18 protein-coding genes, 1 tRNA gene and 2 pseudogenes are annotated in these 21,445 nt (G+C 73.2%); 13 read left to right on the top strand and 8 right to left on the bottom strand.

From position 1 onward, the window contains the following. Positions 1-6 precede the first annotated feature (6 nt). From HW837_RS40925 to HW837_RS40900, 6 genes are all read right to left on the bottom strand, one after another. Positions 7-699 carry a polysaccharide deacetylase family protein gene (locus HW837_RS40925; protein ID WP_045557776.1) on the bottom strand — a complete coding sequence of 231 codons (693 nt, stop codon included), beginning with the start codon at positions 697-699 and terminating at the stop codon, positions 7-9. Positions 700-805: 106 nt separating this feature from the next. Next, complete coding sequence (murJ, locus tag HW837_RS40920) at positions 806-2,662, bottom strand: murein biosynthesis integral membrane protein MurJ (RefSeq protein WP_237270592.1); 1,857 nt, start codon at positions 2,660-2,662, stop codon at positions 806-808. After that, positions 2,659-4,023, bottom strand: coding sequence for an O-antigen ligase family protein (locus tag HW837_RS40915; protein ID WP_193381114.1), 1,365 nt, complete (start codon positions 4,021-4,023; stop codon positions 2,659-2,661). Before HW837_RS40915 ends, murJ begins: the two co-directional genes overlap by 4 nt. Positions 4,024-4,034: 11 nt before the next feature. After that, positions 4,035-5,489, bottom strand: a complete 1,455-nt coding sequence (locus tag HW837_RS40910; protein ID WP_234442509.1) for an exopolysaccharide biosynthesis polyprenyl glycosylphosphotransferase — start codon at positions 5,487-5,489, stop codon at positions 4,035-4,037. Continuing rightward, complete coding sequence (locus HW837_RS40905) at positions 5,486-6,658, bottom strand: glycosyltransferase (protein WP_093790844.1); 1,173 nt, start codon at positions 6,656-6,658, stop codon at positions 5,486-5,488. The genes HW837_RS40910 and HW837_RS40905 overlap by 4 nt, the downstream gene beginning before the upstream one ends. Positions 6,659-6,698: 40 nt before the next feature. Continuing rightward, positions 6,699-7,871: a DUF3344 domain-containing protein gene (locus tag HW837_RS40900; RefSeq protein ID WP_193381087.1), complete on the bottom strand. Its 1,173-nt coding sequence runs from the start codon at positions 7,869-7,871 to the stop codon at positions 6,699-6,701. Between the two features lie 299 nt (positions 7,872-8,170). On the opposite strand from HW837_RS40900, the gene chpG reads away from it, so the two are divergent. From chpG to HW837_RS40860, 8 genes and pseudogenes are all read left to right on the top strand, one after another. Beyond that, entirely contained in the window at positions 8,171-8,410 is a 240-nt protein-coding gene (gene chpG, locus HW837_RS40895; RefSeq protein WP_045557607.1) for a chaplin ChpG, read from the top strand. A gap of 190 nt (positions 8,411-8,600) precedes the next feature. Beyond that, the gene (locus tag HW837_RS40890) at positions 8,601-9,446 is read left to right on the top strand and encodes a hypothetical protein (RefSeq protein WP_045557606.1); all 846 of its coding nucleotides are present in this window, start codon (positions 8,601-8,603) and stop codon (positions 9,444-9,446) included. 205 nt (positions 9,447-9,651) lie between these two features. After that, complete coding sequence (locus tag HW837_RS40885) at positions 9,652-9,942, top strand: hypothetical protein (RefSeq protein WP_045557605.1); 291 nt, start codon at positions 9,652-9,654, stop codon at positions 9,940-9,942. A gap of 170 nt (positions 9,943-10,112) precedes the next feature. After that, a complete protein-coding gene (locus HW837_RS40880; protein WP_045557604.1) occupies positions 10,113-10,610 on the top strand; it encodes a DUF5949 family protein in 498 nt (165 codons plus the stop codon). Beyond that, positions 10,610-11,294, top strand: a pseudogene (locus HW837_RS40875) (vitamin K epoxide reductase family protein). The gene HW837_RS40880 and the pseudogene HW837_RS40875 overlap by 1 nt, the downstream one beginning before the upstream one ends. A 190-nt stretch (positions 11,295-11,484) precedes the next feature. Then, positions 11,485-11,991: a hypothetical protein gene (locus tag HW837_RS40870; RefSeq protein ID WP_193381089.1), complete on the top strand. Its 507-nt coding sequence runs from the start codon at positions 11,485-11,487 to the stop codon at positions 11,989-11,991. 132 nt (positions 11,992-12,123) lie between these two features. Then, a complete protein-coding gene (locus tag HW837_RS40865; protein ID WP_313895610.1) occupies positions 12,124-12,564 on the top strand; it encodes a tyrosinase family oxidase copper chaperone in 441 nt (146 codons plus the stop codon). Beyond that, on the top strand, positions 12,548-13,414 hold the full coding sequence (locus HW837_RS40860) for a tyrosinase family protein (RefSeq protein WP_045557601.1): 867 nt from the start codon (positions 12,548-12,550) through the stop codon (positions 13,412-13,414). The genes HW837_RS40865 and HW837_RS40860 overlap by 17 nt, the downstream gene beginning before the upstream one ends. 117 nt (positions 13,415-13,531) lie before the next feature. On the opposite strand, the gene HW837_RS40855 is transcribed toward HW837_RS40860, so the two are convergent. Next, complete coding sequence (locus tag HW837_RS40855; protein WP_177262005.1) at positions 13,532-13,831, bottom strand: chaplin; 300 nt, start codon at positions 13,829-13,831, stop codon at positions 13,532-13,534. A 315-nt stretch (positions 13,832-14,146) separates the two neighbouring features. On the opposite strand from HW837_RS40855, the pseudogene HW837_RS40850 reads away from it, so the two are divergent. After that, positions 14,147-14,425 (top strand): annotated as a pseudogene (locus HW837_RS40850) (DUF2087 domain-containing protein); the annotation flags it as partial. Positions 14,426-14,697: 272 nt separating this feature from the next. On the opposite strand, the gene HW837_RS40845 reads toward HW837_RS40850, so the two are convergent. Beyond that, positions 14,698-14,770, bottom strand: a tRNA-Arg gene (locus HW837_RS40845). A gap of 271 nt (positions 14,771-15,041) precedes the next feature. Between HW837_RS40845 and HW837_RS40840 the strand changes: the two genes are divergently transcribed. The 4 genes from HW837_RS40840 to HW837_RS40825 all read left to right on the top strand — a co-directional run bounded on the left by HW837_RS40840 (position 15,042) and on the right by HW837_RS40825 (position 21,380). Beyond that, the gene (locus tag HW837_RS40840) at positions 15,042-16,721 is read left to right on the top strand and encodes a dynamin family protein (RefSeq protein WP_193381090.1); all 1,680 of its coding nucleotides are present in this window, start codon (positions 15,042-15,044) and stop codon (positions 16,719-16,721) included. Further along, positions 16,718-18,928 carry a GTPase gene (locus HW837_RS40835; RefSeq protein ID WP_193381091.1) on the top strand — a complete coding sequence of 737 codons (2,211 nt, stop codon included), beginning with the start codon at positions 16,718-16,720 and terminating at the stop codon, positions 18,926-18,928. The genes HW837_RS40840 and HW837_RS40835 overlap by 4 nt, the downstream gene beginning before the upstream one ends. A gap of 258 nt (positions 18,929-19,186) precedes the next feature. Continuing rightward, a complete protein-coding gene (locus HW837_RS40830; RefSeq protein ID WP_045557598.1) occupies positions 19,187-19,669 on the top strand; it encodes a single-stranded DNA-binding protein in 483 nt (160 codons plus the stop codon). A gap of 277 nt (positions 19,670-19,946) precedes the next feature. Then, the gene (locus HW837_RS40825; protein ID WP_078853421.1) at positions 19,947-21,380 is read left to right on the top strand and encodes a Cys-Gln thioester bond-forming surface protein; all 1,434 of its coding nucleotides are present in this window, start codon (positions 19,947-19,949) and stop codon (positions 21,378-21,380) included. Positions 21,381-21,445 lie beyond the last annotated feature (65 nt).

Raw genomic sequence — 21,445 nt, 5'->3', positions numbered from 1 at the left:
GTCGGCTCAGACCCCCTCGACGGGACGCCGGCGCAGCCGGTGCAGTTTCCGCTTCAGCAGCAGCCGCAGGGCCGTGTCCTCCTCGCCGATGTGCACGCGCGGCAGCGCGTACGGGCCGTTCAGCGGGCCGGGGTCGATGGCGCAGGCGTACGCGTACCCGGCGTCCCGCACAGCGTCGGCGGCGCGCTGGTCGAGGGTGCCGTACGGGTAGCAGAAGCCCTGGACCGGGGCACCGAGCAACTCCCCGAGCCGCGTCCTGCTGTCGGCGGTCTCGGCGCGCAGGGTCTCGTCGTCCGCCTGCGTGAGGTCGATGTGGGTCAGGCCGTGCGAGCCGACCTCGATGCCCTCGGTCCCGGCGGCCTTCCGGATGCCCCGCTCGTCGAGGAGCGGCTTGCGCGGGCCCAGCGGATCCCAGGCGTTCTCGCCGCCGAGCCGCCCCGGCAGCACGAAGAGCGTGGCCCCGCAGCCGTGCGCCCGCAGGCGCGGCAGCGCGTGGTCGACGAAGTCGACGTACCCGTCGTCGAAGGTCAGCCCCACCAGGTCCCGGCCCTCGCCCCGGGCGCGGGCGGCGAGCAGCTCGGCCATGCCGACCCCGCGCAGCCCCCGCCGCCGCAGCCAGCCGAGCTGCGCGTCGAGGCGGTCGGGCGAGACCGTGACGCGGTACGGGTCGTCGGAGCAGTCGCCCACCGAGTGGTACATGGCCACCCAGAGGGGCGCGGCGGCGGTCCCCGCCGGTTCGCGGCCGGCGGGGACCGGCGTGCGCCCGGCCGGGGTGGGCGGGCGTTCGGCCGGGGTGGGCGGACGGTCAGCGGATACGGACATCGGCGAGCCTTCGTGTGACGGAACGGAGTGCGGGCGTGACGCCGGAGGCGTCCATGGCCCAGGCCAGCAGGACGAAGACGAGGGCGACGACCGCGCCGCCGACGGCGAGACCGAGGACGGCCGAGTCGATCCGGTCGGCGCAGTACATCCCCACCACGCCCGCGGCCACGGCCGCCCGCACGGGACGGCTCATCTCGGTCACCACCTGCCGGGTGCGGATCGGCACCGCCCGGCCGCCCATGCCGTACAGCAGGAGCAGGGCGGTCAGGGTGATGCCGAAGGCGTTGGCGGCGGCGATGCCGAGGACGCCCCAGGAGCCGACGGTGGCCGCGCCGATCCACGAGGTCGCGACGATCCCGGTGGTCATGGCGAGCAGCGGGTACCAGGTGGGCCGGCCGGCCGAGAAGTAGGAGCGGACCAGCGCGCTCACCAGGGCGTGGCCGAGCAGCCCGAGGGCGTACACCCGCATCACGGCGGCGGTGGCGGCCGTGTCCCGCGCGGTGAACGCACCGCGCTGGAAGAGCAGTTCGATGATCTGCGGGCCGCACGCGAAGATCGCCGCCGCACCGAGCAGCACGATGCACGACACCAGCGCGAGATCCTTCTCCACCCGGCTGCGGGCCCGCTCGGTGTCGCCCTCCGCCATCGCCTGCGCCACCACCGGGAGGGTGACGGTGCACAGCATCAGCGAGAACGTCATCGGGATCTGGGCCACCTTCTGCGCGTAGTTGAGGTGCGAGATGGCCCCGGCGGGCAGCGTCGAGCCGAGGAAACGCTCGATGAGGACCTGGGACTGACGGCAGAGCGCGAAGAGCAGGACGGTGCTGATGAGGGCGAACTCGACGGGGCGGGTGGGGTCGGACGGCGAGGTGAGGGGGGTCTGGGGTTCCTGGGGTGCCTGAGGTGTCTGTGGTGTGTGGGACGGCTCGGCCGACTCGTACGCTTCGGGGGTCCGGCTCCTGCGGCGCAGCGCGCGCAGCAGTGAGGGCAGCTGGGTGAGGATCATCAGCACGCCGCCCACCGCGACGCCCAGCGCCGCCGCCCGCACGCCCCAGCGTCCCCCGAGCACGAACATCGCCGTGATGATCCCGACGTTGTAGGCCACGTAGATCGCCGCAGGGGCCACGAACCGGCGGTGCGCGCGCAGGGCCGCGCTGCAGTAGCCGGCGAGACCGAAGGAGAGGGCGCAGGTGCCGGTCAACCGGGTGCAGTCGACGGCCAGTTCGGGGTGGGGGAGACCGGGGGCCAGTGCCTCGACGAGGTAGGGCGCGCCGACGATCACCAGCATGGCCGCGGCGACGAACGCCAGCGTCAGCCGGGGCAGCGTCGAGGCGAGAAGGGCGCGGACCGGGTCGCCCACGCCGCCCCGGGCGCGGCGGGCCACGGCCACACTGAACGCCGGCACCAGCACGAACGCCATGCCGTCCTCGATCAGCAGCGTCGCCGCGAACTCCGGCACCGTCCAGGCCACCAGGAAGGCGTCCGTCTCGCTGCCGGCCCCGAACAGATACGACAGCGCCTGGTCGCGGCCGAGCCCCAGCAGGGCCGCCGCCGCCGTGAGCGCCGCCGTGACGAGCGTGGCCTTGGCGAGGAACCGCCCGCTGGGCGGCGCGACCTCGGAGAGATCGGCCTCCCGGGCGGCGGGCACGGAGGGGGTGGCGACGGGGACGGTGGCCGGGGGGGTAAGGGGGACGGCGGGCTCGGAGGGAGCGGAGCCTGCCGTCGTCAGGTCGGCGGCGTCGGCGCCCGCAGGCGTCCCGGGCGTCGGCCGCGTCGGCCGCGGTGGTCGAGCCGGTAGCGGCGGTGTCCCGTGCGGCGCCGGCGGAGGGGTCGTCGTCATCGTGCCCCGGCCTCCTCGGGCACGCGGGCCGGGGCGGTCCGGGCCGGCGCGTCACCCGTGGCGGTCCGGTCGGCCAGCGCCCACCAGCCCACCAGCCCGAAGCACACGGCCGTCAGCACGGTCGTCGGCCCGCCGATGTCCGCGTACGCGAAGTCCACCAGCACCCAGGCGACCAGCCCGCACGCCACGAGCCCGCAGTCGATCCCACCGGCCCGGCTCCCGCGCTCCCCGGAGTCCCGTCCGGCCGCGCCGGTCTCCCGGCGGGCCCGGGCCAGGCCCCGAAGGCCGCACACCCCGAGGGCCAGCCAGCTGCCGCCGAGCGTGAGGAGGCCGATCAGGCCCTGCTCGCTCAGGACCAGGAGGTACATGTTGTGCGGGGAGAGCAGCGGCTGCTTCTGGTAGGCCGTGCCGGCGCCCGCGATGTCGCTGCCGGAGGAGAGCGCCAGCGAGGCGTGGCCGTCGCGGTGCTCGGGGAAGCCCTTCAACCCGACGCCGGTCAGCGGCTGGTCGCGCCACATGCCGGCGGCCGCGGCCCACATGGTGTACCGGTCGGTGACGGACTGGTCCGGCGCGTCGGCGACCCGGGTGATGCTGCTGATCCGCTCCTGGAGCATCGTGGACCCGATGCCGAGCCCGCCGACGAGGACCACACCCACGGCTGCCACGGCCGCGAAGACCGTCACCGCCCGCCGCAGCCCGGCCAGCACCACCTGGAGCCCGCACGCCACCGCCGTGGCGATCCACGCGCCCCGGCTGAACGACACCGCGAGCGGCAGCACCAGCAGCGCCGAGCAGACCAGCGCCCAGGCCCGCTGCTTCGCCGTCGCGGGCGCCAGCGCGAGACCCACCGCGCACACCAGCCCGAACGACACCACGGTCGCCATCCCCATGACGTCGCCGGCCCCGAAGGTCCCGACGGCCCGGATGTCCTCACCGGCGTAGCTGGCCCCGGTCCCGGTGGCGTACTGGTGTGCCCCGACGGCGCCCTGCCACAGCGCGAGCCCCACGAACGACCAGGCCACCACCCGGAAGCCGGACCGGTTCCGGACACAGAGCAGAACCGCCATCGGCACCAGCACGAACACCTGGAGGTACCGGCCGAACCCGGCGACGCCGGCCCCCGGGTCACCGGCCCCGGCCGCGGCCAGCGCGAGCCCGATCACCGGCAGCCCGAGGACCACCGCCGCCGCAGGGGTCAGGGGCCGCCGCCGGTCCCGCAGCAGCCGTACGGCGCACCACAGCACCAGGAGGCCGGAGACGGCGTCGGCCGGGGTCGCGCCGCCCTCGGCGCCCGGTGTGATCGGCAGCGCGAGCGCGGCGACCACGGCGACCACGGGCAGGACGGGCGCCGCAGCGCGCACGGACGTCACGGTCAGCTCCCCGTCGGACGGACGAGCGCGGCGGCCGTGCGGACCAGGACGCAGAAGTCCTGCCACAGCGACCAGTTGTCGATGTACGCGTTGTCGAAGCGGGCCCGGTCCTCGATGGAGGTGTCCCCGCGCAGACCGGTGACCTGGGCCAGCCCGGTGATGCCGGTCCGCATCCGGTGCCGGGCCGTGTAGCCCGGGTAGGTCTGCCCGAACTTGGCCACGAAGTAGGGCCGTTCGGGGCGCGGGCCGACCAGACTCATGTCGCCGCGCAGCACGTTCCACAGCTGGAGCAGCTCGTCCAGCGAGGTGCGCCGCAGGAAGCGGCAGAACCAGCCCATCTCCTGCTCGTTCGCCACGCTCCACCGGGTCGCCGCCTCGTGCGCGTCGACCGGCCGGTGGGTGCGGAACTTCAGCAGCGTGAACGGTAGGCCGTCCCGCCCGATCCGCTCCTGCCGGAACACCACACCGGGCCCGTCACTCAGCCGCAGCACCACCGCGCACACCAGCAGCAGCGGGCTCACCAGCAGCAACAGCGCCCCGGACACGACGACATCCACCAGCCGCTTGCCGACGGACTCATGGCCGCGCGTCAGTTCGAGCCGACGGCAGGCGAACCCGGCGAGCAGCTCGGTCGGGCCGTCCCGGTCGTACGAGGGGGACTCGGCGTCCACCTCCCACAGTGCGCAGCCGCCGTCCTCCAGAGACCGCAGCAGCGGGGCGCGTTCGGTGCGCGAGCCGACGACGAGCACGGCCTGCACGCCGTTCTGGAGAGCGGCCCGCCGTACCTCCTCGGCGGTGGTCAGCACAGGCAGGCCCTCGCCCTGGCCGCCCTGTTCGGCGACGACACCGACGGGCCGGATGCCGCACCCCGGGTGGCGCAGGAACGCGGCGGCCACGCGCTGCGCGGTCGCCACCGGACCCACCACCAGGGCCGCCCCGGGGCGCCTCAGCAGCGCCCGGCGCCGGTGCCAGTGCACCGTGCCCCGGCCGACGCAGGCCGCCGCCGACTGCAGCGCGCAGCCGAGGGCCAGCTCATGGGCGGCCAGGGCGTGGTCGGGGGAGTGTGCGGCCACACCGGCGCCGAGCACGCACCAGCCGAGCACGATCCGCCCGCACACGGCGGGCAGTTCGTCGAGCACGGCGGGCACGGCGGGCGGCCGGTACAGGCGCGCCCGGGCGTTCAGCCACGCCACGGCCAGGGCCAGGGCGGCCGCCATCAGGGGGCGCCCCGGGGTCGTGTCGCCGGTGAGGGCCAGCACCGCGAGGAGGGCCGCGCCGCCGTCCGCGGCGAGCAGCGGCAGCCCTGAGGGAGGCCGGGCGACGGGCCGCCGGCCGGCCGGGAAGGTCAGACCGCCGACGGTCTCGCGCGGCGGGGCCACCGAGACGGACGCGCCGCCGAACTCGCGTTGCTGTCCACCGGAGGAGGGGACGGTGCTTTCCGTACGTTCCGCAGTCACGTGTGGATGGACTCCCTGCACTCGGTGGCTTCCCCGCGCCGGCCGTCCGCACCGCCGAGCAGTTCGCGGTACACGCCCGCGACGGCCTCGTTCGTGTGCCGTACGTCGTGCGTGGTCAGTACGTGTCGGCGCCCTTGGTGGCCGAGCGACTCCCGCAGCAGCGGGTCGAGCAGCAGCCGGGCGACGGCCCCGGCGAGCGCCGCGGGATCCTCGACGGGCACCGGCTCCTGGCCGGACGGCAGGCTCTCGCGGGCCCCGTCCACCTCGGTGAGCACGACCGGCCGTCCGCACGCCATGGCCTCCAGCGGCGCCAGCGCCATGCCCTCCCACCGCGACGGCAGGACGACCAGATCGGCCGCCTGGTACCAGGGCACCGCGTTCGTCACGGCCCCGGCGAACAGCACGCCCTCGGGCGCCAGGGCCCGCAGCCGCTCGCCCTCCGGCCCGTCCCCGACCAGCACCAGACGCGCCCGCGGCACCCGCCGCAGCACCTCGTCCCAGGCCGCGAGGAGCACGTCCTGCCCCTTCTGCCGGCACAGCCGTCCCACGCACACCACCAAGGGCGCCGCCGGATCGACCTCGGACAGCAGCGGAAGCTGGGCGCGCACGGTGTCGACGGCGGCGGGGTGGAAGCGCCCGGCGTCTACCCCGTTCGGGATCACCGTCCAGCGAGCCCGCACCCCGGCCCGCAGGCCGGTGATCCGCTCCGCCTCACTGACGCACACCACGCGTGAGGCCCAACGCGCCCCCGTTCGCTCCCATCCGAGCGCCAGCGCCGCCATCGCGCCGTCCACCGCCTCGAACGACCAGGCGTGCGGCTGGAACACGGTCGGCACGCGCCCCCGTACGACGAGCCGGCCCGCCAGCCCGGCCTTCGCGCTGTGCGCGTGCACCAGGTCGGGCCGTACGTCGTCGAGGATCCGCCGCACCCCGCGCACCTCGGACAGGAGCGTGGGCCCCGGCGACCGGGTGGCCGCCCAGTGCCGTACGTCCGCGCCGAGCGCGCGCAACTCCGGGGCGAGCGGGCCGTCGGGGCAGGCCACCGCGACGCGCAGCCCCTCGGCGAGCTGGGCACGCACCAGGTCCGTCACGACACGCGCCACGCCGCCGTCGACCGGCTGGGTGAGATGCAGGACCCGCGACGGAGGGTCGGATGGTGACAGTTGCATGCGGGTTTCCTCGCTCAAGGGCGGCGCCGGGCGGCGCGCGTCACGGCTTGGCGTCGACGGCGACGAAGAGCGCCCCGACCCAAGCCGCGTCCCGCTGCGAAACGAGCCGGAAGGCCAACTGGTCACCGCCGCGCTGGATTTCGTCGTCCAGTTCGAGAACGTCCGAGTCGTATCCCAGGGTGTTCGCGTACGCCGGCGTACGCCCCCCGACGACCGCTCCTGGCTGGCTGATCGTCGAGTTCAATACGTCGTCACGAGGGTTGGCCGCGTCCCCGAGCGCGACGGCGGGACCCAGCCCGGTCGAAACAGTGAGCGAGTCGCCCGCACTGCCGCGATCCCCGTCGTACGCGACCAGCCCGACGGTCCCGCGCGCCCCTTCCGGCAGCGCCGCGCCGCTCAGCCGGACGCCCTGCCCACCGCCCGTCGGGACTGCGCCGAACCCGGTCGAGAGAGTGTCGAACCCGTCCCACATGGCCAGGTGCCGCAGCGGTTCCGCCGGGTTCTCGTAGGCCACCGTCAGCGTCCAGCCGCCCCACGCCCCGGCCGCCGAGCGCCCCATCGCCACATTGACCTGCGCCACCGTGTAGAGCCCCGAACCGCTCGACCGCACCAGCTCCGTGACGTCCGCCGAGGCCTGGAACGCGTCCGCGTCCTCCGTCACCCGATGCCCCACCACCGAGTCCGCGAGCACCTCCTTGTACGCGCCCCCGGGCTCCGCGATCAGCACCCGCCCGTTGTCCTTCGGCGGCTTCTGCTCACCGACCCGCAGGTTCCCGCCCCAGTACAGCCGCGCGTACGACACCCGCGCGCCCGGCGGCAGCAGGACCTCGCCCCGGCTGGAGTTGTAGGTGTTCGGGTCCCGGTCGACGTCGACGTAGAACATGTCGAAGTCGTCGTTGACGGCGGTGCGTCCCTCGCGCGCCTCGGCGCACGACGGCGTGGCCGCCGGGGGCACGGAGGCCGGAGGGGACACGGGGGCCTGGGGGACCTGAGGGTCGGCCGCCCGCGCACGGCAGGTGATGGAGGAGTTGGCCGCGCGGACGATGCCGCCGTGCTGGAGCGCCCGGTACCGCTGGGTGAGGGCCAGGCGTTCGGCCTCGGGAGAGGGAGCGGGCGGGGCGGCCGTCGCGGGAGCGCCGGGCCCGCAGAGGGCGACGAGGGTGAAACAGCCCACCCATGCGCGGCGCAGCAGAGGACCCGGATGAATTCGCATGACCGTCGGTGCCCTTTCGGGAGCTCGTTCGGGTGCTTGTCGGGGTAATTCCGCAGACCGTCGAGGTGTCGAATATCTACGGATCTGATAAAGGCCGCGGCGGCCTGGGGAGGAGCGCAACTCTAGCCCGCTGTGCGTATGTATTCGCGGAACATGCCAACTGTGTCGGAACGGTGAAGCCGGCGATTTGCGAGATCACCCCTTTGGAGGCACAACCCCCGGCGCCTGCCGCGCGTTGACTCCAGCGCCGGGCACCCCCGCCCGAGTGTTTTTGCATCAACTCCAAGGAGCACCTCTCCATGTCGCGTATCGCGAAGGGCCTGGCCCTGACCTCCGTTGCTGCCGCGGCCGTGGCGGGCACCGCCGGCGTCGCCACCGCCGACAGCGAGGCGAAGGGCTTCGCCGCCCACTCCCCGGGCGTGCTGTCGGGCAACGTCGTGCAGGTTCCGGTTCACGTGCCGGTCAACGTGTGCGGGAACACCGTCAACATCATCGGTCTGCTGAACCCGGCGTTCGGCAACAAGTGCTTCAACGACTGACGTTCGAAAACTGACGTCCCCGGACTGACGTTCGCACGTTGACATACGAACCGGCCGTCCTCCCAGCAGGGAGGGCGGCCGGTTCGTGTTGCCCCGAATGGGGTCCCTCGGTTGCAGACGGAGAACACCGATTTCACGGTGAAAAGACAAGGCGAAAAGCCGATCCGTCGCACCGTTGAAAGGAACATTCATGCGTGCTCTGCCCGCACGGCGTCTCGCGGTCCCCGCCCTCTGCGCCACGCTCCTGCTCGGCGTCACCGCCCCCGCCGCCCTGGCCGCGGACGTCGAGTCGACGCGTGGCCACGCCCGGTCGGCGGCGGCCCCCGTCCCCGGCGCGGACGCGCTCCTCACCCAGCTCAAGGGCCTGGGCGACCTCGGTGGCGTGCTGAAGCCGGTGACCGATCTGCTCGACGCCGCACTCAAAGCGGACAACGGTCAGCTCTCCGCCGAACAGGCGGCCGAGTTGGGCAAGGCCGTGCGGGACGCCATCGACAAGGCCAAGGCGGCCGCCCCTGCGACCCCACCGGCCGCACTGCCGGCCGACCCGGCCGCGCCCACCCTGCCGGACGCCCCGGCCGTACCGGCCGCGCCCGCCGCGCCGGAGGCCCCGGCCGTACCGGTCACTCCGGCCGTTCCCGCCACGCCGCCCGCGCCCGCCGTGCCGCCGGCGCCGCCCGCCGCGAACCCACCCGCGGTCCCGGCGGCGCCTTCGGTGCCGGCCGCGCCCCAGCTGCCCGTCACGCTGCCCGCGTACGACCGGGGCCTCGCGCAGCCGGTCGGCAGACTCGCAGCCGACCCGGTGACCGACGCGCTCACCGTCCTGCAGACGGCGGTCGACGCCCTGCTCAAGGCGGTCACCTCCGGGGAACTCGCCCAGGTCCTGCCCGCCGTCACCGGGGTGGTGACCGCGTTGGTCAAGGTCATCGCCGCGATCCTGGTCGGCAGCGGCCTGCCCGCCCCGGCCGACCTGCCGCCGGTCCAGCCGCCGGCCGACCTGCCGGTGACGTCACCTGCGGCCGTGCCGCCGGTTCGGTAGACGCCGGGGAGAGCCGCCGTGCCGCCGGTTCGACAGGAGCCGGGCGGAGCCGTCGGGCCGGTCGTCGTAGAGGTCGGCCCGACGGCTCTTTCGTATGACCTGTTGTTCGGCGTCAGATATGACCTGTCCGGTACGGGGTTTCCGTCGGCGCGAGGGCTCGTTGGACACGGCGCAGTGCTTCCAGCATCCCGAGGAGAGGAACTCGATGAAGTCCCTGAAGGCCGCCGCTGTCGTTGCCGGGTCCTTGGCCATCGCTGGCGCCGCCGCGCCGGCCTTTGCCTACGACGCCACGGACGTCACGCCCACCAGCCTCAACGGCGCGGTGAACACGCTCTTCAAGGAGCCCATCTCACCCGCCCCCCTGCAGCAGCAGTCGAACGCGCTCGACACCGAGAACAAGGACTCCGTGCTCCACACGGTGAGCGGCGCGACGAAGACCCTCAACTCCTCCGGCGGTCCCGGCCAGCTCCTCGGCGGTCTGCCCCTCCAGCGCTGACCGTTCTCCTCGCGGTCTCACGGGGCCGGTTCCGCGAAGCCGCGGGACCGGCCCCGGTCGCGTTGCCTGTTCGAGGGCGTGTCCCTCATTCGTGTGGTCGGTCGTCGGCTGTCGCCCGGTCGGGTGAAAACGCGCCCGGGTCGTTTGGCGGGCGTGGATAGGGTTCCGCGGTGACTTCAACTTCCGCTGAAACCCGCCCTTTCCGCCCCGCAGACCTCGGCACGCTCGTGGTCATGGCGTGGAGCGGCGAAGCCCCCGACGGGGACATGCCGTACCTGCTGGCCTACACCCTGGGTGACGGGCAGAGCGGCCCCGAGGGCTCCACGGCCGCCGTCGCGGACCTGCTGACGAGCCTCGGCCTGTCCATCGGCGAGAAGGTCGTCGACGGCGCCGCCCACCCCAGTCTGCCGGTCACCCTGCTCGTCGAGGCCGGCCAGGCCGTCGTCACGATGCCGCAGCTCAACGCCCAGTGCCCCGCTCCGCCGGAGTGGCTCGCCGCCGTCGGCCGGCGCGGCTTCGCCTACCTGCTCTTCGCGACCCGCCCCTGGCCCGAGGCCCAGCCCGGGATGCCCGTCGAGCCCGAGGCCCTCGCCGCCTTCGCCGGTGACACCGAGACGCTGACCAGCGCGGCACACGTCCTCCTGCCGGCCCGCAGCCTGCGCGGCTGATGTCCGTCCCGGCAGGGCGGTCGGAGGATCGGGCGGGTGCCACGGGTGCCACGGGTGCCACGGGTGCCACGGGTTCCTCCGGCGCGGCGGTCGTGGCGAGCACATCCCGAACGGCGGGCGGCAGCCGTGCCTTCGCGATCCTGCTGCTGATCTCCGGCGCGGCCGGGCTGCTCGCCTCCTGGGTCATCACGCTCGACAAGTTCAAGCTGCTGGAGGACCCGGACTTCACCCCCGGGTGCAGCCTCAACCCGGTCGTCTCCTGCGGCAACATCATGAAGAGCGACCAGGCCTCCGCCTTCGGGTTCCCCAACCCGATGCTCGGTCTGGTGGCCTACGGCATCGTCATGTGTCGGCGCGAGCCTGTTGGCCGGGGCCGCCTTCCCGCGCTGGTACTGGCTGACCTTCGACGCGGGCACGCTGTTCGGGATCGGCTTCGTGACCTGGCTCCAGTTCCAGTCGCTGTACCGGATCAACTCGCTCTGTCTGTGGTGCTGCCTGGCCTGGATCGCCACGACCGTCCTTTTCTGGTACGTGACGTCGTTCGTCGTCCGCGAGGGTTTCCTGCCCGCGCCGGCCGGGCTGCGGAGCTTCCTGGCCGAGTTCACCTGGGTCTTCCCGGTGATGCACCTCGGAGTGATCGGAATGCTCGTCCTGACCCGCTGGTGGGATTTCTGGACCAGCTGATCGACTGACTTGCCGACCATCCGACTTGGCGACCAACTGACCGACCGACCAGCCGACCAGTGGGCCGATCAGCCTCTCGGACTATTGCGGCAGTCGGGCGAATCTTCCGCTGGGGGAGAACTCCGGATCGTTCACCGGGTACGGACGCCGACCCACGGATCCGCCCATTGCCGAAAGGGACCGTACCGAGATGAAGCCGACCACCCGAGGAACCCTTGCCGCCGTCGTCACCGGTGTGGCGGCCGCCGTGGGCGCCTCCGCAGCCCCCGCCGTCGCGGCCGAGACGGTACCCGTCCCCGTACCGCTCGAAGGCGTGGAGCACTCCCTGAACGTGAAGATGCCCACGCTGGGCGGACAACTGCCGCTGCTGACGCCCGGCGCCCCCGAGGGACCGAAGTACGTCGAGGGCCGGCTGCTGCCCGCCAGCACGCTGCCGCAGGTGCCGCTCGGCGCCGCACTGCCGGGCCTCCAGGCCGAGACCCCGCTGCCCCGGATCGTCGGGGAGGGCTTCGAGCGGGTCGGCGTCGACGCGCCCGCCGCCGACCTGCGGACCCTCACCCCCGGACTGAACCTGGACACCCCCCTGACCGCGCCCAACCCCGACGCGCTGGGCCTGCCCAGCCTCAAGGACCCCCAGGCGGCCGTCCTCACCCCGGCGCTGCGGACGGCGCCGACCGCGAACCTCGGGCTCGTCTGAGCCTGCGGCGACACGGAGGACGAGGCCCGGGCCGTACCCGCCCGGGCCGGCCGCGCGGGGGTCACCGCTACCGAACACGACGAGGAGAGAGTGTTGTTCGTCGGCAGAATGACGAGCCGAGCGACGAGCAGAGTGACGGTGGACCCCGCCGCCGGCCGGAGAAGAACACGCCGCAACGCGCTGCGCGCCCTGGGGGTGTCGGCCCTCGCCCTGGCCGTGGCCCCCGTCGTCGCCGCCGCGTGGCCACGCGGGTCGGCGCGCCCCGAGGAGGCCGACTTCGACGAGACGTACCGGGGTCGCCGTATCCGCGGCGCCAAGGCCGACACGGGCCAGGCCGCCTATCTGGGCGCCCGGACGCCCGGAGCCGACATCTGGGACATCACCGTCGACGGACGCCCGCTGCATCTGATGCGGCGAGCCGACGGCACGTATCTGAGCATGATCGACCACTACCGCTCGTACCCGACGGCCCTGGACGCGACTCGCGCCGCCGTCGACGAGTTGGGCGCGGCCCAGCGCCTGCGGGTTGCGGCCATGGTGGAGGGGGCGGTCGGCCATGGCCTACACGCGTAAGGACGTCAGTACGCTCACCCGCAGCGAGCGGCGGCGGTTCGTCGGAGCGCTGCTGCAGCTCAAACAGCGCGGTGAGTACGACGAGTTCGTGCGGATGCACATCGACCACTACGTCTCCGACGGCGACGGCGGTCTGCGTACGGCCCACATGGCGCCCTCCTTCCTGCCCTGGCACCGCCGGTTCGTGCTGGAGCTGGAGAAGGCGCTGCGCCGGATCGACGACACGGTGTCCGTGCCCTACTGGGACTGGACGCGCGACCGGACGACCGCCTCGGTGCCCTGGACGGCCGATCTGCTCGGCGGCAACGGCCGGCGCTCCGACAAGCGGGTGATGACCGGTCCCTTCGCGTACGGGACGGGCAGGTGGACCATCACGGAGGGGCTCACGGACATCGAGTACCTCACCCGGGACTTGGGCTATCCCCGCAACCCCGTAGGGCTGCCCACCGCCCGTGACCTGGAGGCGGCCCTCGCCGAGCCGGTCTACGACAAGGCCCCCTGGAACTCGGTCACCCGCGGAGGGTTCCGCAACCGCCTCGAAGGGTGGGGGCAGGGGACCGGCAACGGCTCATGGCTCAACCACAACCGGGTGCACCGGTGGGTGGGCGGGCACATGGTCGGCGGCGCCTCCGTCAACGACCCCGTCTTCTGGCTGCACCACGCCTTCATCGACCTCCAGTGGACGCGCTGGCAGCGGCGCCACAAAGGGGCGCGCTACCTCCCGGCCAAGCCGCCGGCCCGGGGCGATTCCCAGAGGGGACGGATCCTCGCACGCGACGAGCGGATGCCGCCGTGGAACGTGACGCCGGGGCAGATGGAGGAGATCGGAAGCGTGTACCGGTACGCGTAAGTCTCTACTTGCAGTGTTCTGCCGACGGCTCCGGGGCGGCGGGAAGCAGGAAGCCCCCGGCGGTGATCCCGCCGGGGGCTTCCTGGTACTGCCTTGTCGCCAGGGGTGTGGGCCCCGTCAGTGGCCGTAGCCGGCGGACTTGCCGGGGCTGCCCGGGTTGCCCTTGTGGTGGTCGTCGCTCTTGTTGACGCAGACGTTGCCGAAGGCGGGGTTGAGCAGGCCGATGACGTCGATCGTGTTCCCGCACAGGTTGATCGGCACGTTGACGGGGACCTGGACGACGTTGCCGGACAGGACACCCGGGGAGCCGACGGCCTTGGCCTCGGCGCCCGCGTCCGCCGAGGCGAGGCCGGCGCCGCTGAGCACGACGGCGGAGGTGCCGAGCGTGACGACGGCTGCCTTCGCGATGCGAGACATCACGTTCTCCTTCTTGATCGGTGAGCACGGCCGCTTCTTCGTGGCCGCACGCCCCTTCAACGCGCCCGCGCACCGGGGGTCACGGCGTTCGTCGGGGGATCACCCTCACCGAACGAGAGTGTGGGAGCGGCGCCTTCGGACGCCGGGGGCCGAAGGGAAATGGGGTGCGTCGAGGAGAGCCGGGCGGTTAGCGTCCGACGCGACGGGGGCGGCGGCCGACGAGCGGACAGAGGAGTGAACGGCGTGGAGAAGCAGGCGTCAGCGGAGGACTCGAGCGCCGGGACGGCTGCGGCGACCGAGACGACGGACCGAACCGACCCCGTCCTGCGGACCTTCGTGCGCGACGGGCGCCTCGTCCGGCTGCCGGCCCGGTGGCAGCGGAAGCTGGTCGTCCTGCGGTACGTGGCGGAACGGACCTTCGAACCGGGCATCGAGTACCCCGAACGCACCGTGAACGAGAAGCTGCGCGCGTGGTGCGAGGACGCCCCGGTGGACCATGTGACCCTCCGCCGCTACCTGGTGGACCTGGGCCACCTCCGCCGCCGGCACGGCTTCTACCGGGTCCCGCAGACCACCCTCACCCACCGCCCCTGACAACCTGACGGAGCGGCAGCTAGGCCACCGGACTCCCCAGTCGATGACATATGGCGCCGGGGACAACCGTGCCTCGATGCTGCCGGTTGCGTGATCTTGATGGGTTCACCATCAAGTGTGATCACGGCTTGAATGCGTAGGGCATCTGGCTTGGTGCGCATTCCGGATCGCGGCACGCCGGGTCATCGGCTGATCGGCTGGTGTGACTCCGGAGCGTGGTGAAGCGGTCCCGGACAGCGAAATGCCCTCCCGGAGGGAGGGCGGGGTGTGGGCGCCCCCGGCAGGACTCGAACCTGCGGCCAAGCGCTTAGAAGGCGCCTGCTCTATCCACTGAGCTACGGGGGCCGGGTGTGGTGGCCTCTGTCTTGGTGCCCGGGTGTGGGCTGATCCGTGACGTTGCCGGGGACAAGGATAGAGCTCCCGGGTCCTTGTCCCTGTTGCTTCGCCTCCGTGGCTCAATGTGGAGGTTCGGTGAAGCGGTCCTGATAATCGCAGGCAGGTACGAATCGTGCACCTCTTTTGCCGCCTCGGACCCCGGGTGTTGTGCACTCGTTATGCCTGCGCCCCTCTCGTCCCCTCCGTCCCGTGTGTCCTGTCGGCGCGCAGACGTGCTTATATGCTTCAGAAAGTCCACAAAATTGGGCATTCTTCGCATGTGGTGACCTTGGACGTACGGCCTCAGCTGCTCGACGCGCTCTCCGCCCTGCGCGACCGTGTCGCCGCCGCGCGCTTCCCGCTGCCCCTGGCAGGGGCCCCGCGCGCGCGTGCCAACCGCGACGAACTGCTCGCGCAACTCGACGACTACTTGGTGCCCCGGTTGCGACAACCCGAAGCACCGCTGCTCGCGGTGGTCGGCGGATCCACCGGAGCCGGCAAGTCCACTCTCGTCAACTCCCTGGTCGGACGGAAGGTCAGCGAGGCCGGCGTGCTGCGGCCGACGACCCGCACGCCCGTCCTGATCTGCCATCCCGAGGACCACCACTGGTTCAGCGGCATGCGGATCCTGCCCAACCTCACGCGCGCGTGGACGCCACCGCGGGAGCCCGGACAGGACCCGGGCGACGACGCGTTCCCGCCGGACGGCGACGGCGACGGCGGCGGCAGGAACGGCGAGCGCTTCCTGCGCATCGAGACCGCCGACAGCCTCCCACCCGGTCTCGCCCTCCTCGACGCGCCCGACATCGACTCTCTGGACGCCGCCAACCGCGTACTCGCCGCCGAACTCATCTGCGCCGCGGACATCTGGGTGATGGTCACCACGGCGTCCCGCTACGCCGACGCCGTGCCGTGGCATCTGCTGCGGTCCGCGAAGGAACACCGGGCGACCCTGGTCACCGTGCTCGACCGGGTGCCCCACCAGGTGGTCTCCGAGGTCTCCCGGCAGTACGGGGCGCTGCTGACCAAGGCCGGACTCGGCGACGTGCCCCGGTTCACCGTCCCCGAACTCCCCGAGTCCGCCTGGGGCGGCGGGCTGCTGCCGGGCACCGCCGTCGCGCCGCTGCGCACCTGGCTCATCCAGCAGGCGACCGATCCCGGAGCCCGGCACCAGGCCATGGCCCGTACCGCGCACGGCGTCCTCGACTCGCTGCGGTCCCGGATGCCCGAGCTGGCGAGCGCGGCGGCCCGGCAGTACTCCGCCGCCCTCCGGCTCACCGCCGCCGTCGACTCGGCGTACGACAGCGAGCACGCGCGCGTGAAGGGGCGTCTGCAGGCGGGGGCCGTGCTCGCGGGTGACGCCCTGAAGCGGTGGCGCAGTTACCCCCTCGACTGCACCGCAGGTGAACTGCTCGACGCCCTCGTCGAGAGCCTCGGCAGTCTGCTGGTGTGCGCGATCACCGCCGCCGACGAGCGCGTCGGCGAGGCCTGGAGCCGCGAACCGGCCGCCGTGGCAGCCGGGCTGACGGAGCGTGACACGAGCGGGGAGAGCGTCGAGCACCGGATCGGGATGACCGTACGGCGGTGGCGGCGTGTCCTGGAGGAGTACGCCGAGGAGGAGGTGCGCGACCTCGACCGGAGCACCGCTCCGGACACGGAGGTGGTGGCCGCCCTGGGCGCCACGGCCCTGCTCGGCGGCCGCCGGGCCCGGTCCGCCGGGGAGGGGCTCGCGCAACGGATCGGCGCGCACGGCGCGCTACGGCTGCGCGACCGCGGCGGACGGCTGCTCACCGACTATCTCGAACGGGCTCTCGACGCCGAGCGCGACCGCCGGCTCGCCCCGCTCGACGCCCTCGACGTCCAGCCCGAACCACAGGCCCGACTCATCGCCGCCCTGTCCGTACTGCAGAAGGAGAGGTGACCGCCGTGACCGCCGTCACTGACCACACGGATCAGACCGGGGACGACGTCCCCGAGAAGGGCGACGACAGGCCGGCCCGTCAGGGGTCCGGCAGGGAGTTCGGCAAGAAGGTCGGCGAGATGGTCGATGAGAAGGGCGGGGGCCGGGCCGACGGCCTCGTCACCGGGGCCGAGCAGCGGGCGGAGAGGGCAGGGGGACGGGCGGAGAGGGCCGAGGGAGTGAGTGCGGCCGGAGGGCGGGGCAGGACCGTCGCGGGTCCGCCGGCCTCGTCGAGCCGTGAGGCGCGCCCGCGGAGCGGCGAGAACGACGGCCACGCGCGCGTGGACGGCCGTTCCGGCGGCGGCGTGTCCAGCCGTGAGTCCCGAATGGCCGCCGGGGACGCGTTCGCGCGTACGCAGGCGGACGTGGCCGCGCGTACGGAACCGGGGCCGGGCATGTCCGCCCGTACGGAACACGGGCCGGGCATGTCCGCGCGCACCGAACCGGGTGCCGCGGGGACGGAGTCCGGTGAGCCCTGGGACGACGGGCTCATCGCCCGGCGTGCCGCCGAGGCCGGGCCCGCCGAGCGCGTGCCGGCGGTGGAGACCAGGGCCCCGGCCGCGCAGACGGTCGTCCCGCTCGCCTACGACGGGCAACTGCGGTCGCGGCTCGACGCGCTGCGGGAACTGGTGGGACTGTCCCGTACCCGGCTGGACAGCACCACTCTCGCGGAGGCCGGGCGGGTGCTGGACGAGGCCGCGGCGCGGCGCAGGCTCTCCGGGCAGCACACGGTCGTGGCCATCGCGGGCGCCACCGGCAGCGGCAAGTCGACGCTGTTCAACGCGCTCGCGGGTGTGGCGATCTCGGAGACGGGCGTACGCCGGCCCACCACGGCCGCGCCCATCGCGTGCAGTTGGAGCGACGGCGCGGCGAGCCTCATCGACCGCCTGGGCATTCCGGGACGGCTGCGGAGGCGGCCGTTGCAGAGCGCGGAGGCGGAGGCGCAGTTGCGCGGCCTCGTCCTGGTGGATCTGCCCGACCACGACTCGGCGGCGGTGCAGCACCGGGAACAGGTCGACCGGATCCTGGCGCTGGTGGACGCGGTCATCTGGGTCGTGGACCCGGAGAAGTACGCCGACGCGATCCTGCACGAGCGCTATCTGCGGCCCCTCGCCGGTCACGCGGAGGTCATGTTCGTCGTCCTCAACCAGGTGGACCGGCTCCCCGGAGAGGCCGCCCACCAGGTGCTCGACGATCTGCGGCGCCTGCTCGACGAGGACGGCGTCGCGCTCGGGGAGCACGGTGAACCCGGTGCGGCCGTGCTCGCGCTGTCCGCGCTGACGGGGGACGGCGTGGGCGAACTGCGGGACGCGCTGGAACAGTTCGTGGCCGAGCGGGGCGCGCCCGCCCGTCGGGTCCGCGCCGATCTGGACGCGGCGGCCGCGCGGCTGTGGCCGTTGTACGCCAATCAGCGGCGCGCGGGGCTCAGTGAGCGGGCGCGCGACGAGTTCGCCGCGCGCCTCGCGGACGCCGTCGGTGCCACCGCTGCGGGCGAGGCCGCCGAGCGAGCCTGGCTGCGCAACGCCAACCGGGCGTGCGGGACGCCCTGGCTGCGGCTGTGGCGCTGGTACCAGGGCCGGAGCGAGCCCCCGACGGGGCGGCTCGCCCTGTCTGCGCCCGTGGACGAGGAGGCCACGGCACGGCAGCGCGTCGAGCAGGCCGTGCGTACGTTGTCGGAGCGCGCGGCGAGAGGGCTGCCCCAGCCCTGGGCCCAGGCGGTGCGCGAGGCGGCCGTACGGGGGGCGCAGGGGCTGCCCGAGGCGCTGGACGAGCTGGCGGTGCGGGCCGGGGCTCCGACGGGGCGACCGCCGCGGCCGGGCTGGTGGCCGGCGGCGGTGCTCGCGCAGGCTTCCATGACGCTGGTGCAAGTCGTGGGTGGGCTGTGGCTGTTGGGGCAGATCATCGGCTTCATGGCACCGAATCTCGGGGTGCCGGTGCTGCTGATGGTGATCGGCATCGTCGGCGGTCCGGCCGTCGAGTGGGGCTGCCGGCTGGCGGCACGCGGTCCGGCGCGACGGTACGGCGATGAGGCGGAACGGCGGCTGCGGGAGGCCGCCGCCGGGTGCGGACGGGCGCGGGTGCTGGAGCCGGTGGCCGCCGAGCTGCTGCGGTACCGGGAGGTGCGGGAGCAGTACGGACGGGTGCTGGGGGCGGCGCCCGTGCGGTGAGGCGCGGTGGCGCTGCTCTGCCGGTGGGGTGATCGGCGGCTTCCGCAGGGGCGGTTCACCCCCTCGGGTGACGGGGTTTTCCACAACCGGCGAGTAGCGCACAGGGCTCAGCGGGCTCGGCCCGACGGCGGCAGTCTGAACACGCGGCGATCACAGCACCGCCGCACGACGGACGCAGCAGCCGTACGGGACGGGCCCGTGCGCGTGTCCGATGCCGCCGGCGTCCGACGCCGCCGGCGTGAAGGAGGGGTTCGCGAGATGAACGAGACGATGGTGTGCGTGGTGGGGAACGTGGCGACCCAACCGGTCTGCAAGGAGCTGGCGACGGGATCCTCGGCCCGTTTCCGGCTGGCGGTGACCTCGCGGTACTGGGACCGGGAGAAGAACGAGTGGACCGACGGGCACACCAACTTCTTCACGGTGTGGACCAGGCGCACGCTCGCCGCGAACGTGGCGTCGTCCGTCGCGCTCGGCGATCCGGTCGTGGTACACGGGCGGTTGAAGGTGCGCACCGAACAGCGCGACGGGCAGAGTCGGGTCTCGGCCGACGTCGACGCGGTCGCCGTCGGCCATGATCTGTCGCGGGGGACGTCGGCGTTCCGTCGGACGCCCAGGGGCGATGCGTCGATCACCGCCCCGTCCCCGTCGCAGCCGGAGCCGGCCTGGGAGACCCCGCCGCCCGGCAGCCGGCTCGACCACACGGGTACCGAACTCCGCCCGGAACCGGTCGGTGTGACGTGACCTCAGACCCCGACCTCGCAGTGCGGGTTCCGGTCGTGGTTCATCGGCGAACGCTCTGTGAAAGGCCTGTGTGTGCCCCTCATTGATTTGTCGATAAGTGCTGTTCGTGAGCTGTGCACCCGATAACGATTCCGATTCGGATCGGTTGTCCGACGATACGACTGGGAAGAGCGGTGCGCCGCATCCCTAGGATGCCGGGCATAGCTCACGGGGCTTCTGATTCTGCTGGTGGGACCACACCCCCCACATCAACGGGTCCTGCTCGAAGGGAAATTCTGTGGTTTCTTGGTTCTCGGTGTCGATCTCCGGTCGGTCCGGGTGGGCCGCACGCAGGCGAAAGGCCGGCCGTACCGCCGCCGTCTCGCTCGCGTCCGGTCTCGTCGTCGCGGGTGCGATCGCCACCGCGAGCCCGGCCGTCGCCGACGAGGCACCGCAGAGCTCCGGCGGTGCGACCGCCACCATGGGCGGCCTCAAGACGTACGGGACGGCCGTGCTCCGTACCGACGAGGGCCAGGAACAGCAGCTGCCCGCAGGGCTGTTCGAGATGTTCGTCGACGGAGGCGGCACCCTGCGGACCTACTGTGTCGACGTCCAGAACCCGACGCAGAAGGACGCCACGTACCAGGAGACCCCCTGGAGCGGCACCTCGCTGGGAGCCAACAAGGACGCGGGCAGGATCCGCTGGATCCTGCAGAACTCCTACCCGCAGGTGAACGACCTCGCGGCGCTCGCCGGCAAGGCCGGAGCCCAGGGTCTCACCGAGCAGGACGCGGCGACCGGCACGCAGGTGGCGATCTGGCGGTACTCCGACGGGGCCGACGTGACGGCCCTGGACCCGGAGGCCGAGAAGCTCGCCGACTACCTGGAGAAGAGTGCGCGGAACCTGGCGGAGCCGGCCGCCTCCCTCACCCTCGATCCACCGGCGGTCTCCGGACGGGCCGGTGAGCGGCTCGGCCCGGTCACGGTGCACACCAACGCCGACGGTGTGACCGTGACCCCGCCCTCGGACGTGACGGCGGACGGCGTCCAGGTCGTCGACGCCGACGGTGAGGCCGTGACCTCGGCGGGTGACGGCAGCGAGCTGTACTTCGAGCTGCCCGAGGACGCCGCGGACGGCACGGCCGAACTGACCGTGCAGGCCTCGACCACCGTGCCCGTCGGCCGTGCCTTCGCCTCCGAGACCCGGAGCCAGACCCAGATCCTCGCGGGCTCCAGCGAGTCCACGGTCTCCGCGACGGCGACCGCGCACTGGGCCGAGAAGGGCGCCATACCCGCACTGTCCGCCGAGAAGAACTGCGCCGAGGGCGGCCTGGACATCACGGCCGCCAACGAGGGCGACAAGCCCTTCACCTTCGAGCTGATGGGGATCACGTACACCATCGAGGCCGGGGAGACCCGGACGGTGACGATCCCGCTGCAGGAGGACCAGGCGTACGACTTCACGATCGAGGGGCCGGGCGGCTACGCGAAGCAGTTCCGGGGCGTGCTCGACTGCCGCACCGAGACCGAGGCCGGTGCGGGGGGTGACTCGGTCCAGACGCTGAGCGAGCCGAGCCCGGCGACGGTCGCGGGCGGCACGGTGACCGACACCGGCACCGACCTCGCCGAGACCGGCAGCTCCGGCGCGACCCCGGTGATCGGCGGCATCGCCATCGGACTGGTCGTGATCGGTGGCGCGGTGATGGTCGTCATCCGCAAGCGCAACCCCTGAGGAGAGAGCCGGACGCGCGCGCCGGGCGAGCACCTTACGAGGACGGCCAGGAACGTCAGAGGTGG

This window comes from Streptomyces caniscabiei, assembly GCF_014930365.1.
Classification (GTDB): domain Bacteria; phylum Actinomycetota; class Actinomycetes; order Streptomycetales; family Streptomycetaceae; genus Streptomyces; species Streptomyces caniscabiei.
The sequence above is the reverse complement of the archived record's forward strand: the minus strand, read 5'-3'. Positions and strand labels throughout refer to the sequence as shown.

Excerpts from the sequence above, each read along its gene's own strand:
- HW837_RS40925 (WP_045557776.1), bottom strand. The coding sequence starts at position 699 with ATGTACCACTCGGTGGGCGACTGCTCCGACGACCCGTACCGCGTCACG.
- murJ (WP_237270592.1), bottom strand. The coding sequence starts at position 2,662 with ATGACGACGACCCCTCCGCCGGCGCCGCACGGGACACCGCCGCTACCG.
- HW837_RS40905 (WP_093790844.1), bottom strand. The coding sequence starts at position 6,658 with ATGCAACTGTCACCATCCGACCCTCCGTCGCGGGTCCTGCATCTCACC.
- HW837_RS40900 (WP_193381087.1), bottom strand. The coding sequence starts at position 7,871 with ATGCGAATTCATCCGGGTCCTCTGCTGCGCCGCGCATGGGTGGGCTGT.
- chpG (WP_045557607.1), top strand. The coding sequence starts at position 8,171 with ATGTCGCGTATCGCGAAGGGCCTGGCCCTGACCTCCGTTGCTGCCGCG.
- HW837_RS40890 (WP_045557606.1), top strand. The coding sequence starts at position 8,601 with ATGCGTGCTCTGCCCGCACGGCGTCTCGCGGTCCCCGCCCTCTGCGCC.
- HW837_RS40885 (WP_045557605.1), top strand. The coding sequence starts at position 9,652 with ATGAAGTCCCTGAAGGCCGCCGCTGTCGTTGCCGGGTCCTTGGCCATC.
- HW837_RS40870 (WP_193381089.1), top strand. The coding sequence starts at position 11,485 with ATGAAGCCGACCACCCGAGGAACCCTTGCCGCCGTCGTCACCGGTGTG.
- HW837_RS40860 (WP_045557601.1), top strand. The coding sequence starts at position 12,548 with ATGGCCTACACGCGTAAGGACGTCAGTACGCTCACCCGCAGCGAGCGG.
- HW837_RS40855 (WP_177262005.1), bottom strand. The coding sequence starts at position 13,831 with ATGTCTCGCATCGCGAAGGCAGCCGTCGTCACGCTCGGCACCTCCGCC.
- HW837_RS40840 (WP_193381090.1), top strand. The coding sequence starts at position 15,042 with ATGCTTCAGAAAGTCCACAAAATTGGGCATTCTTCGCATGTGGTGACC.
- HW837_RS40830 (WP_045557598.1), top strand. The coding sequence starts at position 19,187 with ATGAACGAGACGATGGTGTGCGTGGTGGGGAACGTGGCGACCCAACCG.